Below are 12,780 nucleotides of genomic sequence, written 5' to 3' on the forward strand. Positions count from 1 at the left end.
CCGCGCGCCGGGGCGGGGGCTCACTGCGCGGCGGGCGGCGCCTGGATGTAGTCCTCCAGGCGGGCCACGGTGAAACCCTGTTCACGGATGTGGCGGAGCATGTTGGCGAACATGTGCGTCATCGTGACGCCCTTGAGCTCCGCGGGTCCGCGGAAGTGCGCGAGGATGATGTCCCCCGGGCGCAGCCGCTTGTCCGCGGTCTGGTACTGGATCTGCTTGATCTGCATGGACTCGCGCCACAGCACGATCGCCCGCGGACCGCACTGGCGCACCGCCGCGCCGAGGGAGTCCGCGTAGGCTCCGGCGCCGTACGGCGGGCGGAAGAGGAGGGGGGCCGCGCCGTACCGCTGGGTGAGGACTTCCTGGTTCCCGCATATCTCGGCGCGCTGCCGGGCGGGCGACAACCGCGTCATGTCCGGGTGGTGCAGCGTGTGGTTCTGCACATGGTTTCCCAGCGCCTGGAGTCGCGCGAAATACCCGTAGTCGCTTTTGATGGCGTCATTCGTCAGGAACATGGTGACGGGGACCTTCAGGTCCTCGAGCATCCGGACGAAGTCGGGGCTCTTCTCCTGGCCGTCGTCGATCGTTATGAAGACGATCTTCTTCTTGGTCGGCACCTTCGATATCACGGGGACCGGGCCGTGGGCGGTGAGTTCGACCGGCTTGACGGCCGGCGGCTCCGGGGCCGGCGCCAGCGGTTTCAGCCCCCATTTCGCCCAGGCGTCCGCTGCGTTTGCCGTGTTCGCCGACGGGCTCGGGGACAGAGGTGCGCTGAGCGGCGATGCGATCGCGCCGGGCCCGGAGGAAGGCGTTCCCGTCCCGTGCGCCGCCGCGCTGCCGCCGCTCGCGCACCCGGTCACGGCAGTGCCGAGCACGAGCGCGCCAAATGCCGCACCGAGCAGTGCATTCCGTCGTCGCCGCACACGCCCGGGCAACGGCCGGACATTTCCATGAGTCATGCACGAACCGTATACGCCCGCAATGTGCAGCAAGACACGGGGTCGGTCCCGCATTCCCCGGTACCGAATCCGGGACCGGCCACGGGCGCGTGAATTCTATCGCGTCGTTTTCGGCGAGCGAACAATTCCCGCGCGGGACCACGGGAACAGGAACGGTTCCTGACAGGTTCCCCACATTCGCCGGGCACCCGTGACGGGTTTCCCTTTCATGCGCCACCCGCATCGTGCGGGACGGACCCTCAGTCGCCGTAGTGGCCGCGGGCCAGGGCCTCGACCACGGGGAGGTCACCGCTGACGAGGGCCTCCAGGAGCGCGGCGTGCTCACCGGCGTCGGCGACGAGTTCGGCCCGGATGCCGCGCGGTGTGCCGCCGGCGCGGGCGTGGTCCTCGGCGACCGGCCATTGGGCGCGGCGGTGCAACTCCTCGGCGACCGCGACGAGTTGCCGGTTGCCGGAGACCTCCAGGAGCGCGCGGTGGAAGGCGCGGTCGGCCTCGGCGTAGGCCGCGCGGTCCCCGAGGGCGGCGGCGGCCACGGTGGCCTCGACCAGCGGCCGCAACTGCTCCCAGCGGGAGGACGGCACGGTGCGCGCCAGCCGCAGGACGACGGGCACCTCCAGCAGCGCGCGCACTTCGGCGAGTTCCGCGCGGTCCCGGCGGCTGCGCTCGAAGACCCGGAAGCCCTTGTTCGGCAGGGCCTCGACGGCGCCCTCGCGGGCGAGCAACTGCATGGCCTCGCGGACGGGTGTGGCCGAGACCCCGAAGCGCTCGGCGAGCGCCGGGGCCGAGTACACGGCGCCGGGCCGCAGCTCGCCGGTCACCAGGGCGCCGCGCAGCGCGCGCAGGACCTGGTCGCGCACCGAGTGCCGTTCGGGCATCCGGCGCGGCCGGGGCAGCGCCTCGGCACGGCCCGGGGCGGCGTCCCGGAGGGGCTCGGCCTCCTGGTGCCGCTCGGCATGCGGATGGGCACCCCGGACGAGCTCGTCGTGGCCGGGCGGCAGCCCGGGGGCCGCGGCGGCGGCCGCCTGGGCCGGCCGTGCGGCTCGGGGGGCGTACTCCACGGGGGCTCCTTCGGACGGGACGGTGTGCGCCTGGCGCACTCCTACAGTCGGTGCGCGCCGCCCTCTATTGCAACACTCTCCACGACCTGCTTCGAGAACTTACCTCCCGCCCTGCCCCCGGAAGCGAAGCAAGGCGAGGCTCACCTCATTTGGATCTTTTGTCCGGTCCACCTCGCACATGACCCGGCAGCGCGCGTCACGGCGTCCGCCGGACAGCCCGAGCGGGGTCACGCCAGAGCCCTCCACTAGGTCAACTGGGCTAAGAACGCTCGCCAGTTCGAGTATTCTGTCGATCTCTCCCCACGCCACCACTCCGTTGGCGTTCTCTTGTCCCGAAACCGCTTCACGCGTCCGAGGCGTTCGCCAGGATGTCGCGCGAACGCCGTCTCGCGGCCCGAGCGCGACGGTACTGCGACGCAAGGAATCGCGCGTATGAGATTTTCGGACATAACGCTTGACTGGACGCTCTCGGGCGCCGCGTGCGTGGCGCTCCTCGCCGCCGCGGCGGTGTTCCTGCGCAACCGCAAGTCCCGCAAGGACGAGGCTGCCCAGGGCGACTCCTGGGAGCGCTCGGAGGAGCGGCGCCGCAAGAAGGAGGCCCTGTACGGCACGGCCTCGTACGTCCTGCTCTTCGGCTGCGCCTCGGTCGCCGCGGCCCTGTCCTTCCACGGCCTGGTGGGCTTCGGCCAGCAGAACCTGGGCCTGACCGGGGGCTGGGAGTACCTGGTGCCGTTCGGTCTCGACGGTGCCGCGATGTTCTGCTCCGTCCTCGCGGTCCGCGAGGCCAGCCACGGCGACGCGGCCCTCGGCTCGCGCATCCTGGTCTGGCTGTTCGCGGGCGCCGCGGCCTGGTTCAACTGGGTGCACGCCCCGCGCGGCGGCGACCACGCGGGCGCGCCGGAGTTCTTCGCCGGCATGTCGCTCTCCGCGGCCGTCCTGTTCGACCGGGCACTGAAGCAGACCCGCCGCGCGGCCCTGCGCGAGCAGGGGCTCATCTCCCGCCCGCTGCCGCAGATCCGCATGATCCGCTGGCTCCGCGCCCCGCGCGAGACCTACGGCGCCTGGTCCCTCATGCTGCTGGAGAACGTCCGCACCCTGGACGAGGCGGTCGAGGAGGTGCGCGACGAGCGGGTCCGCAAGGACCAGGAGGCGATGCGCCGCCGCGAGCACGAGCGGCTGGAGCGCGCGCGCATCAAGGCCATCAACCGGCAGCACCGCATCTGGAACCGCGGTGGCAGCAAGTACGAGCTGCCCAGCGCCAACCCGGCCGGCACGCAGGCCTCCGCGGAGCCTGCCATAGAGCCGGAGAAGGCAGAGCTGTCCTCGCGCTCCCGTCCGGCACTGTCGCCGGTCCGTGAAGAGGCCAGGCGCACCACGATCGACCTCACCGCCGAGGACGACACCATGGCCCTGCCCAAGCTGGACTCCCTGGAGCGCAAGCTGGCGGACCTGGAGCGTCAGTACGGCTGATCCCACCCGTGTTTCCTCGCGTCATGTCACTGCCCCGGCCCCGGACTTCCGGCCGGGGCGGTGCCGTTCCCGGCCCCCTGGGACATGACGCCCCGTCAGGAAGGCGCGGCGTCCAGCTCGAACCACACGACCTTCCCGGAGCCGTCCCCCTCGGCGCGGACGCCCCAGGCGTCGGCGAGTGACTGCACGAGTTGCAGGCCGCGCCCGCTGGTCCCGTGTGTGGAGGGGGCGCGCAGCCGGGGATGGCGGGTGGTGAAGTCCCGTACCTCCACGCGCAGTCGGGGCACAGGGGGCGTGGCCACCGTGGACACCGCGGACATTATGGACACTGTGGACACTGTGGCGGTGAGGACGGCGCCCCGGTCGGTGTGCCGCAGGGCGTTGGTGACGAGTTCGGTGGTGAGCAGGACGGCGGTGTCGGCGAGTGCGGGAACGCCCCAGTGCGTCAAGGACTCGCGCAGCAGCCTGCGGACGTCCGCCACCGCCGGCAGGTCGGCGTGCTGGAGCGGACGGCGCAAGAGGTGCGCCTCGACGGTGTCCCCGACCTCCCGGTCGCTCGTCTGCGCAGGCTGACGTTCCATCGGCTCCGCTCCGGCAGCTCGCGCCCTTCCGGGGTCGAACATCTACGCGCAATGCATGCCCCGGCGTGGCCACTTCCAGTCATGAGCCGCGGACGCTCCGCTCTTGTATCCATTGCATGCAATGGATACAGTGGCTCCCGTGCAGCAGACGGACACCGCCCATCGGCGGCTGCGGGAACTGATCCTGGACGGGGTGTACGCCCCCGGCCAGCGCCTGACCGAGCTGGAGACGGCGGCGGCGCTGGCCATGAGCCGTACGCCGGTGCGCGAGGCGTTCCGCGCGCTGGTGGCGGACGGACTGGTGCGCTCGGCGGGGCGGGGGGTGAGCGTGGTCGAGCTCGGGCCGGAGGCGCTGCGCCACGCCTACCAGGTGCGCGGCGCCCTGGAGGCCCTGACGGCCGAACTGGCCGCCGAACGGCAGCGGCGCGGGGAGCTGGCACCCGCCCGACTGACCGCGCTGGAGCAGGTCGCGGCGCAGGCGGAGGAGGCGACGGCGGCGGGGCGGCTGGAGGAGGCGGTCCGGCACAACCGTCGCTTCCACAGCGGCATCGCCGACCTGTCCGCGAACCCGGTGGCGGCCGGCACGCTGGACCGGCTGTGGGACCAGATCCAGGTCTCCACCCGTCTCTCCCTCGCCGCCCCGGACCGCCCCGAGCAGGTCGCCGCCCAGCACCGCCGTCTGCTCGCCGCCGTCGTCGCGGGCCGCGCGGCGGAGGCCCACGCGGCCGCCCGCGAGCACGTGGCGGACACCTGCGCCGCCTCCGAGCGGAACGACACGGACGAGAGGACGCGGTAGCCGTGCCCGACATCAGCAAGCACCACACCTACACCACCGAGGTCGTCTGGAGCGGCAACCGGGGCTCGGGGACGAGCGCGTACCGGGCCTACGGCCGGGACCACGAGGTGTCCGCGCCCGGGCTGCCGGTGCCGGTGATCCCGGGCAGCTCCGACCCCGCCTTCCGCGGAGACCCGGCCCGCTGGAATCCCGAACAGCTCCAACTGGCCGCCCTGTCGCAGTGCCACATGCTCTCCTACCTGCATGTGTGCACCGTCGCGGGAGTGGTCGTCACCGCCTACACCGACCGCGCCGAGGCCACCTTGCGGGAAACCGGCGACGGCGGCGGCCACTTCACCGAGGCCGTGCTGCGGCCCCGGGTGGAGGTGGCCTCGGCCGCCATGGTGGACGCCGCCGTCGCCCTGCACGAGGACGCCCACCGGCTCTGCTTCATCGCCGGTTCGGTCAACTTCCCCGTCCGACACGAGGCGGAGGTGGTCGTCACCGGCTGACCGGGACACCGACAGCGCGGTCAGCCCGGTCAGCGCGCTCAGCGCAGCCCGCGCAGCACGTTGCCCTCCGTGGTCAGGTAGTTGGAGGCGTAGTCGAAGCGCCGGGCCTTGGCGAACAGGAGGTAGTAGTACTTGGCGTTCTCGCTGAACCAGTACGCCGGGGTGAGGTCCGACTGCTTCATCGGCCGCGTCGTCACATCACTGATCGCCGTGTAGCCGTTGCGGACCTTGCAGTACTTCTTCTGCCGCAGGAACATGTCGCGCGCCCGGGCGCGATAGCGCTCCTTCTTCGTGATCAGCCAGAGGAACAGGCACGAGTCGACGTACTCGGGACGCAGGGGGTACGAGGCGTCGACGGCCCGCAGGGTGGTGTAGTCGATCATCTCCGGGGGCAGGCGGTGGTCGGCGAGCACCGCGGTCCAGCTGTCGTGGTAGGCCTCCCCGTCGGCGATCCGGCCGCTCTGGGCGAGCAGTCCGGCGTAGAAGGCGGTGAGCTCCGACTGGTAGCGGCTGATGGTCCGCCCGGTGGTCATGTCCGCCTGGCGGAACCAGAGCCGGCCGTCGCGCCGCTCGGCCAAGTGGCGGAAGACGCCCGTGGTGAGCGTGTTGTACCAGGTCCGCAGGTCCGGGTCGCGGTACAGCTGCCAGCCGTCCCACAGGTACTCGTAGAAGGAGTCGACGGGGGGGTCGAGGGTGGCGGTGGTGCCGGTCCACGCGCCGGTCTCGATGTTCAGCGCCGTGCCGACCAGGTCGATCCGCGAGCGGCGGTCGTAGACGGCGCGCAGCGCCTTCTTCGCTGCGTCGTAGTAGCGCCGGTCGCCGGTGAGCCGGGACAGCTCGCCGAACTCGGTGATGCACGTGCCGATCTCGGCGAGGTTGTTCTCCTTGCCGCTCACGGCGCCGGTGGAGAGATTGACGTAACGGTAGGGGGCCCCGGTCGGCGACCGGGTGAAGGCGGGCAGCAGGCGGTCGGCGAGGTCGCGTGCGCGGTCGAGCAGGACCGGGTCCCTGGTGGCCAGGTGCCCGGAGAGCAGGCCGCCCACCAGCCGGATGATCGTCTCGAACACCTGGACAGGGGCGTCCTGGTCGAGCACGAGGTCGTTCTTGACCCACTGGACGCCCGCGGCCAGTTCGTCGTCCAGTTCCATCAGGTAGAGCGTGTCGAGCGCCTCGATGATCGTCAGGCCGAGCGTGCTGCCCTGGATGAAGAAGTCGGAGCCCGTACCGCTGAGGGGGCGCAGCTCGTCCCGGCCCCAGGCCAGGCGCCGGTAGGCGTCCCAGGCGCTGCGGAAGGCGGTGACGGCCTCCTGGCCGAGCCCCGCGTAGGGGTCGGGGGCGGCGGCAGCGGCCGTACCGGACAGAGGCAGCGACGAGGTCATCGTGGCAGGGGCGAGAGCGGCGGCGGCTCCGAGCAGCCTGCGCCGAGAGAGTCCGCCGGGACGCGCGAGTTTTCTCATGCCCCGAAAACCCCGTCCGTCTTCCGGGCGTTACGGGACAGCGCCGCATTGACGGGGAATCCATCCGGTGAGCCGACCCCTGAGGAGCTGAGATGCACGACGACCGACTGCTGGTCGAGGGACGTCTGACCAGGGCGATGGGCCAGTTCATCAGGCCCGCGATCTACGCCGACCGGGTGCCGCTCGCCCTGACGGCGTGGCATGTGGACGGCGAACCGGTGCCCGTCGGGGAGGCGCTCAAGGCGCTCTCGGACGGTGCCTTCGAGCCCTTCGCCCCGGGCACGCCCTGGGGGCCGCCCTGGTCGACCAGCTGGTTCCGTCTGGAGGGCACCGTCCCCGCCGGGTGGGCGGGCCGCCGGGTGGAGGCGGTGATCGACCCCGGCTTCGGCAGCGACGGACCGGGCTTCGTCGCCGAGGGACTGGTGTACGACGCCGAGGGCGCGCCGGTGAAGGGCGTCCATCCGCTCAACCGCCATGTCCCGGTCGCCTCGCCGGCGCGGGGCGGCGAGCAGGTGCGGCTGCTGCTGGAGGCCGCCGCGAACCCGGCGGTGCTGCGCGACTGGCGGCCGACCCCGCTCGGCGACGTGCGCACGGCGGGCCGCGAGCCGCTGTACCGCTTCGACACCGCGGAGCTGGCCGTCCTGGACGAGGACGTCTGGCACCTGGTGCTGGACATCGAGGTCCTCGAAGGGCTCATGCACGAACTGGACTTCCACGACCCCCGCCGGCACGGGATCCTGCGCTCCCTGGAGGACGCGCTCGACGCCCTCGACCTGCACGACGTGGCGGGCACCGCGGCCGCCGCCCGCGGCGAACTCGCCGAGGCGCTGTCCCGGCCCGCGCATGCCAGCGCGCACCGGGTCTCCGCGACCGGCCACGCGCACATCGACTCGGCCTGGCTGTGGCCGCTGCGCGAGACCGTGCGCAAGGCGTCGCGCACGTTCGCCAATGTCACCGCGCTCGCCCGGGACTACCCCGAGCTGGTCTTCGCCTGCTCGCAGGCCCAGCAGTACGCCTGGGTCAAGGAGCACCAGCCGGTGGTGTGGCAGCGCATCCAGCAGGCGGTGCGGGCCGGCAACTGGGCGCCGGTCGGCTCGATGTGGGTGGAGTCCGACGCCAACATGCCCGGCGGCGAGGCGCTGGCGCGGCAGCTCGTCCACGGCAAGCGCTTCTTCCTCGACGAACTGGGCGTGGAGACCGAGGAGATCTGGCTGCCGGACTCCTTCGGCTACACCGCGGCGTTCCCGCAGCTGGCCAGGCTGGCGGGGGTGCGGTGGTTCCTCACCCAGAAGCTGTCCTGGAACCAGTCGAACAGGATGCCGCACCACACCTTCTGGTGGGAGGGCATCGACGGCACCCGCGTGTTCACCCACTTCCCGCCCGTCGACACCTACAACTCCCAGCTGGACGGCCGTGAACTCGCCCACGCGGTCCGCAATTTCGCCGAGAAGGGCCGGGCCACCCGCTCACTGGTGCCGTTCGGCTGGGGCGACGGCGGCGGCGGCCCCACCCGGGAGATGCTGGAGCGGGCGCGCCGGCTGCGCTCCCTGGAGGGCTCGCCGCGGGTGGAGATCGAGAAGCCCGCCGCCTTCTTCGCCGCCGCCGAGGCCGAGTACGGGGACCGGGCTCCGGTCTGGTCCGGCGAGATGTACCTGGAGCTGCACCGCGCCACGTACACCACGCAGGCGAAGACCAAGCAGGGCAACCGGCGCAGCGAGCACCTGCTGCGGGAGGCCGAGTTGTGGTGCACGGCGGCGGCCCTGCGCGACCCGGAGGGGTACGCGTATCCGTACGAGGACCTGGACCGGTTGTGGAAGACGGTGCTGCTGCACCAGTTCCACGACATCCTGCCGGGCAGCTCGATCGCCTGGGTGCACCGCGAGGCCCGCGACACCTACGCCGGGGTCCGCGAGGAACTGGAGGGGATCGTCGCGGGTGCCGTGACCGCCCTCACCGGCGCCGGCATCACGGACGCCGGCCGCGCACCGGGCGTCCTCAACGCCTCCCCGTACGCGCGAAGCGAGGTCGTGGAGCTCACGGCACAGGCCCGGGAGGCTTTGCCGCCGGGCACCGTCACGCAGCCGCTGCCGGACGGCGGCGCCGCCGCGGCCGTCGAGGTGCCCGCGCTCGGGGGCGCCGCGGTCGGCGTGTCCGCGCCCGTCACACCGGTCACCGGCGTGCCCGAGGGCGGCCTGATCGTCCTGGACAACGGGCTGCTGCGGATCGGTGTCGACGGCGACGGCCTGCTGTCCTCGGTGCGCGACCTGGCCGCGGACCGGGAGGTGCTGGCCCCGGGCGCGCGCGGCAACCTGCTCCAGCTCCACCCCGACCACCCCAACAAGTGGGACGCCTGGGACATCGACCGCCACTACCGCCGCAAGGTCACCGATCTGACGGACGCCGAGTCCGTCGAGCTCGTCGAGCAGGGCCCGCTGCGGGCCGTGGTCCGTGTCGTCCGGGCCTTCGGCGCCAGCCGGATCACGCAGGAGCTGCGGCTGACGGCCGGAAGCGGGCGGCTGGACGTCGTGACGGAGGCCGACTGGCACGAGTCGGAGAAGGTGCTCAAGGCCGCCTTCCCGCTGGACGTGCTCGCCGATCGCTCCACCGCCGAGATCCAGTTCGGCCATGTGCACCGCCCGACCCACGCCAACACGAGCTGGGACGCGGCCCGTTTCGAGATCTGCGCCCACCGCTGGCTGCACGTCGGGGAGCCCGGCTACGGGATCGCCCTGCTCAACGACTCCACGTACGGCCACGACGCGGCCCGTTCCGGCACGGACACGACGGTGCGGCTGACCCTGCTGCGTGCCCCGCACAGCCCCGACCCCGAGACCGACCAGGGCACCCACCGCTTCACCTACGCCCTGCTCCCCGGGGCCGCCGTCGGCGACGCGGTCGCCGGGGGACTCGCCCTCAACCTGCCGCTGCGTCCCGCCGCGCAGGCCGGGTCCGTCCGGCCGCCGCTACGTGTCGGCCACCCGGGGATCACGGTGGAGTCGGTCAAGCTCGCCGACGACCGCTCGGGGGACGTGGTGGTGCGCCTGTACGAGTCGCGGGGCGGCCGGGCCTCGGGCACGCTCGTGCCCGGCTTCGCCCTGGCCGGGGCACGCGTCACGGATCTGCTGGAGCGGCCGGAGCGCGACGCACCACGCGCCGGGGACGGCGTCGCGGTGAGCCTGCGCCCCTTCCAGATCCTGACGCTGCGCCTGACGCCGGCGACGCCTCAGGCGTCCCAGACGGCCACCACGGTGCGGTCGTCGGCGTAGCCCTTGACGCGGGTGCGGGCGTCGCCGAGGAAGGCCGGGAGCCCCGGCGGCTCGGCGGCGCCCCAGCGCTCCGAGAGGTGCGCGACGAGGGCCGGCTCGCCGCGCAGCGGATCGGCGAGGCCGGCGCTGCACAGCAGCAGGGTGTCCCCGGAGCGGGCGACGGAGGCGCGGAAGCGGAAGTCCACCGCCGGGCCGTCCTCGGGCTCCGGCGGCTCCCCCGACCCCAGGGGCTCCAGGTCCTGCCACTCACCGCCGCGGATGCGGAACAGCCCGCCGTCGCCGACGCCGAAGAACAGCCGGATGCGGCACTCCGGGTCGACGGGCAGCAGCAGGCAGCGCAGGCTCACGTCGTACTCGGCCGGATCCAGGCCCAGTTCCTCGCCCTTGCCGCGCAGCCGTCCGCAGCAGCGGTCGGTGAGGCGGTGCAGCCCCGACTTGAGGGAGCCGCGCCGCGAGGCGCGGATGTCCTCCGCGAGGCGGGCGTGGCTGCGGCCGACGGCGGAGGCCATCCACTGGCAGGCGTCGCGGGCGGCGCGGTGAGCGACGGCGGAGGCCCGCGGGCCCGTGGCGACGGCGAACAGCAGCAGGCCGTCGTCGCCCGCCCCGAAGCGCGCGGTCAGGACGGCGTCGCGGCGCGGTTCGCCCCGGTAGCGGGCGGAGTCGCCGCGCGTGGCGGCCGTACGCACCGTCAGCAGGCCGTACTGGGCGCCGTCCAGAACGGTGTCGGGGACGAGGTCGTCGAGCGCCCGGGGATCCGCGAGCGGCCAGGCGGTCGGCTCGGGCGCGTAGGTGGGCGGGCCGTCGCCGAGGTACGCGGTGTCGGGCACCGTGATCGCGGAAGTTGCCGAACTCGCAGGACTCGCCGAGGCGGAGGCGGCGGAGGCGGAGGCGGCTTCCGTGCCGGACGGGCCCGGTATGAGCGTGCCGGGTGCGGTACGGGCCTCCGGGACCCGGGCGGCAGGCGCGCCCTCCCCGGCCGCGGGTTCCGCGGGTGCCCAGCCCGGCGGCAGTCCCGGGGGGTCGGGCGCCGCCGGCGCCTGCGGGCCCTGCTGCTGCCAGGAGTGCGGGACGGACGCCGCGGGCGGCGGCGCCTGCCGGCGCAGCCGCAGGGTGTCCGGGGGGTCGGACTCGGTCCCCGCCGCGTCCGGGCCGGGCGGCCCCGGGTCGGGTTCCGTGTCGTCGCCCAGTGCGCCGACCGCGGACGTGTAGCGGTCGTCGAGGGTGTCGTCCTGCCCACCGGTCCCGCCGGGCCCGGGGTCGGGCCTTCCGTACAACTGCCGCCACCACTCGTCTTCCTGGTGGCGGCCGGTCTCCCCCTGCTGGCTCATGCCCCTATTGTCCACGCGGACCCGCGCCGGGAAACAGACTTCGGGCACGCCGGCGGTCCGACGGGCGGCCGGCCCCCTCCTCGGGCCGCACGCCGGACGATCCGGTGGGGACACCTTGCCAGGACAGGGGTTCGAACAGGGATGATGTCGGCGGGCGGGATTACGCCATGGCTCATTCCCGCCACTTCCGCGTGTTGTCCGTGACCGTTGCGGTGGAACTCCCGGCCGGGCTCCGGGAGCCCCGGGAGAAAGAAAGGGGTGCCCGTGCTCGGCGCCATAGGCCTGGACGATGCCCAGGAGGCGGCCTACCGCGCCCTGGTGGGGCTGGGGGCCGCCGAGGTCGTCGACCTGGCGCACCGGCTCGGGCGGTCGGACGAGGAGACCGTCGCGGTCCTGAGGCGGCTGGAGCGGCAGGGGCTGGTCGCGCAGTCCTCGGCCGGCTCCGGCCGCTGGGTGGCCGCGCCGCCCGGCGTCGCGCTCGGCGCCCTGCTGAACCAGCGGCGGCACGGTCTGGAGCAGGCGGAGATGGCCGCCGCCGTGCTCGCGCAGGAGTACCGCGCCGAGGCGGCCGAGCCGTCCGTGCACGACCTGGTGGAGGTCGTCACCGGTGCGAGCGCCGTGGCGCACCGCTTCGCGCAGCTCCAACTCGGCGCGGAGAAGGAGGTCTGCGCCCTGGTCACGGGCAGCCCGATGGTCGTCAGCGGCACGGAGAACACCGCAGAGGAACGTGCCGTCGAACGGGGCGTGCGCTTCCGCGTGGTCATCGAGCGGGAGGTGATCAGCGGGCCCCAGGGCATGGCCGGGATCACCGCCGCCCTCGGCCGTGAGGAGGAGGTGCGCGTCGTCGACCGGGTCCCGACCAAGCTCGTGGTCGCGGACCGTTCCCTGGCGATGGTTCCGCTGGGGCGCAACTCGGCGGGACCGGCGGCGCTGGTCGTGCACGGCAGCGGCCTGCTGGACTCGCTGATGGAGCTCTTCGAGAGCGTGTGGCGCGAGGCGCTGCCGATCCGCCTCGTCCCCGGCGGCACGGCGCAGGAGGAATCGCCCGACGGGCCGGACGCGATGGACCTGCGGATCCTCTCGCTCCTGCTGGCCGGGCTCACCGACGCCAGCGTCGCCAAGCAGCTCGACCTCGGCCTGCGCACGGTCCAGCGCCGCGTCAAGCGGCTGATGGAGATCGCCGATGTCACCACCCGCCTCCAACTGGGCTGGCACGCCTACGAACGCGGCTGGGTCGCCCGCACCTCCGGCTGACGGCCGCGCGGATCGTCGCCTTCTCCCCGCGGAATCGTCCGGGATCCGTAACAGGCGGATCCCGCACGGCCCGGACTCCGTCCTCCCCTGTGCACGAGCACGACGGCACGGACGACACAG

General features: G+C 73.2%; 11 protein-coding genes. 6 read left to right on the forward strand and 5 right to left on the reverse strand.

Annotation, left to right across the window (positions count from 1 at the left end; translation table 11 throughout):
* Window positions 1-20: 20 nt before the first annotated feature.
* Complete coding sequence (locus ACIP9H_RS02585) at window positions 21-617, reverse strand: polysaccharide deacetylase family protein (protein WP_401593403.1); 597 nt, start codon at window positions 615-617, stop codon at window positions 21-23.
* Between ACIP9H_RS02585 and ACIP9H_RS02590 the strand changes: the two genes are divergently transcribed.
* Window positions 589-954, forward strand: a complete 366-nt coding sequence (locus tag ACIP9H_RS02590; protein WP_401957057.1) for a hypothetical protein — start codon at window positions 589-591, stop codon at window positions 952-954. The genes ACIP9H_RS02585 and ACIP9H_RS02590 overlap by 29 nt on opposite strands.
* A 244-nt stretch (window positions 955-1,198) precedes the next feature.
* Here ACIP9H_RS02590 and ACIP9H_RS02595 read toward each other — a convergent pair whose 3' ends face one another.
* On the reverse strand, window positions 1,199-2,017 hold the full coding sequence (locus ACIP9H_RS02595; RefSeq protein ID WP_401957059.1) for a GntR family transcriptional regulator: 819 nt from the start codon (window positions 2,015-2,017) through the stop codon (window positions 1,199-1,201).
* A gap of 432 nt (window positions 2,018-2,449) precedes the next feature.
* On the opposite strand from ACIP9H_RS02595, the gene ACIP9H_RS02600 reads away from it, so the two are divergent.
* Window positions 2,450-3,487 (forward strand): DUF2637 domain-containing protein, encoded by a 1,038-nt coding sequence (locus tag ACIP9H_RS02600; RefSeq protein ID WP_401597156.1) that lies wholly within the window; start codon window positions 2,450-2,452, stop codon window positions 3,485-3,487.
* Window positions 3,488-3,582: 95 nt separating this feature from the next.
* Here ACIP9H_RS02600 and ACIP9H_RS02605 read toward each other — a convergent pair whose 3' ends face one another.
* A complete protein-coding gene (locus ACIP9H_RS02605) occupies window positions 3,583-4,068 on the reverse strand; it encodes an ATP-binding protein (protein ID WP_401957063.1) in 486 nt (161 codons plus the stop codon).
* 139 nt (window positions 4,069-4,207) lie between these two features.
* Between ACIP9H_RS02605 and ACIP9H_RS02610 the strand changes: the two genes are divergently transcribed.
* Both ACIP9H_RS02610 and ACIP9H_RS02615 read left to right on the forward strand, forming a co-directional pair.
* Window positions 4,208-4,864 carry a GntR family transcriptional regulator gene (locus ACIP9H_RS02610; RefSeq protein WP_401957066.1) on the forward strand — a complete coding sequence of 219 codons (657 nt, stop codon included), beginning with the start codon at window positions 4,208-4,210 and terminating at the stop codon, window positions 4,862-4,864.
* A 2-nt stretch (window positions 4,865-4,866) separates the two neighbouring features.
* Complete coding sequence (locus tag ACIP9H_RS02615; protein WP_401597147.1) at window positions 4,867-5,355, forward strand: OsmC family protein; 489 nt, start codon at window positions 4,867-4,869, stop codon at window positions 5,353-5,355.
* Between the two features lie 38 nt (window positions 5,356-5,393).
* Here the strand turns inward: ACIP9H_RS02615 and ACIP9H_RS02620 are convergent, their stop codons facing one another.
* Window positions 5,394-6,812, reverse strand: coding sequence for a glycoside hydrolase family 47 protein (locus ACIP9H_RS02620; RefSeq protein ID WP_401597144.1), 1,419 nt, complete (start codon window positions 6,810-6,812; stop codon window positions 5,394-5,396).
* Between the two features lie 92 nt (window positions 6,813-6,904).
* On the opposite strand from ACIP9H_RS02620, the gene ACIP9H_RS02625 reads away from it, so the two are divergent.
* On the forward strand, window positions 6,905-10,078 hold the full coding sequence (locus ACIP9H_RS02625) for an alpha-mannosidase (RefSeq protein ID WP_401957070.1): 3,174 nt from the start codon (window positions 6,905-6,907) through the stop codon (window positions 10,076-10,078).
* Here ACIP9H_RS02625 and ACIP9H_RS02630 read toward each other — a convergent pair.
* Complete coding sequence (locus tag ACIP9H_RS02630) at window positions 10,036-11,406, reverse strand: protein phosphatase 2C domain-containing protein (protein WP_401957073.1); 1,371 nt, start codon at window positions 11,404-11,406, stop codon at window positions 10,036-10,038. The two genes, ACIP9H_RS02625 and ACIP9H_RS02630, sit on opposite strands and share 43 nt — an antisense overlap.
* Before the next feature lie 264 nt (window positions 11,407-11,670).
* On the opposite strand from ACIP9H_RS02630, the gene ACIP9H_RS02635 reads away from it, so the two are divergent.
* On the forward strand, window positions 11,671-12,660 hold the full coding sequence (locus ACIP9H_RS02635; protein WP_401597135.1) for a helix-turn-helix domain-containing protein: 990 nt from the start codon (window positions 11,671-11,673) through the stop codon (window positions 12,658-12,660).
* Window positions 12,661-12,780 lie beyond the last annotated feature (120 nt).

Origin of the sequence: Streptomyces sp. NPDC088732 (assembly GCF_044751205.1) — a bacterium.
GTDB lineage: Bacteria > Actinomycetota > Actinomycetes > Streptomycetales > Streptomycetaceae > Actinacidiphila.

Coding starts and splice junctions, on each gene's coding strand:
- ACIP9H_RS02590 (WP_401957057.1), top strand. CDS start 589: ATGAAGACGATCTTCTTCTTGGTCGGCACCTTCGATATCACGGGGACC.
- ACIP9H_RS02600 (WP_401597156.1), top strand. CDS start 2,450: ATGAGATTTTCGGACATAACGCTTGACTGGACGCTCTCGGGCGCCGCG.
- ACIP9H_RS02630 (WP_401957073.1), bottom strand. CDS start 11,406: ATGAGCCAGCAGGGGGAGACCGGCCGCCACCAGGAAGACGAGTGGTGG.
- ACIP9H_RS02605 (WP_401957063.1), bottom strand. CDS start 4,068: ATGGAACGTCAGCCTGCGCAGACGAGCGACCGGGAGGTCGGGGACACC.
- ACIP9H_RS02620 (WP_401597144.1), bottom strand. CDS start 6,812: ATGAGAAAACTCGCGCGTCCCGGCGGACTCTCTCGGCGCAGGCTGCTC.
- ACIP9H_RS02625 (WP_401957070.1), top strand. CDS start 6,905: ATGCACGACGACCGACTGCTGGTCGAGGGACGTCTGACCAGGGCGATG.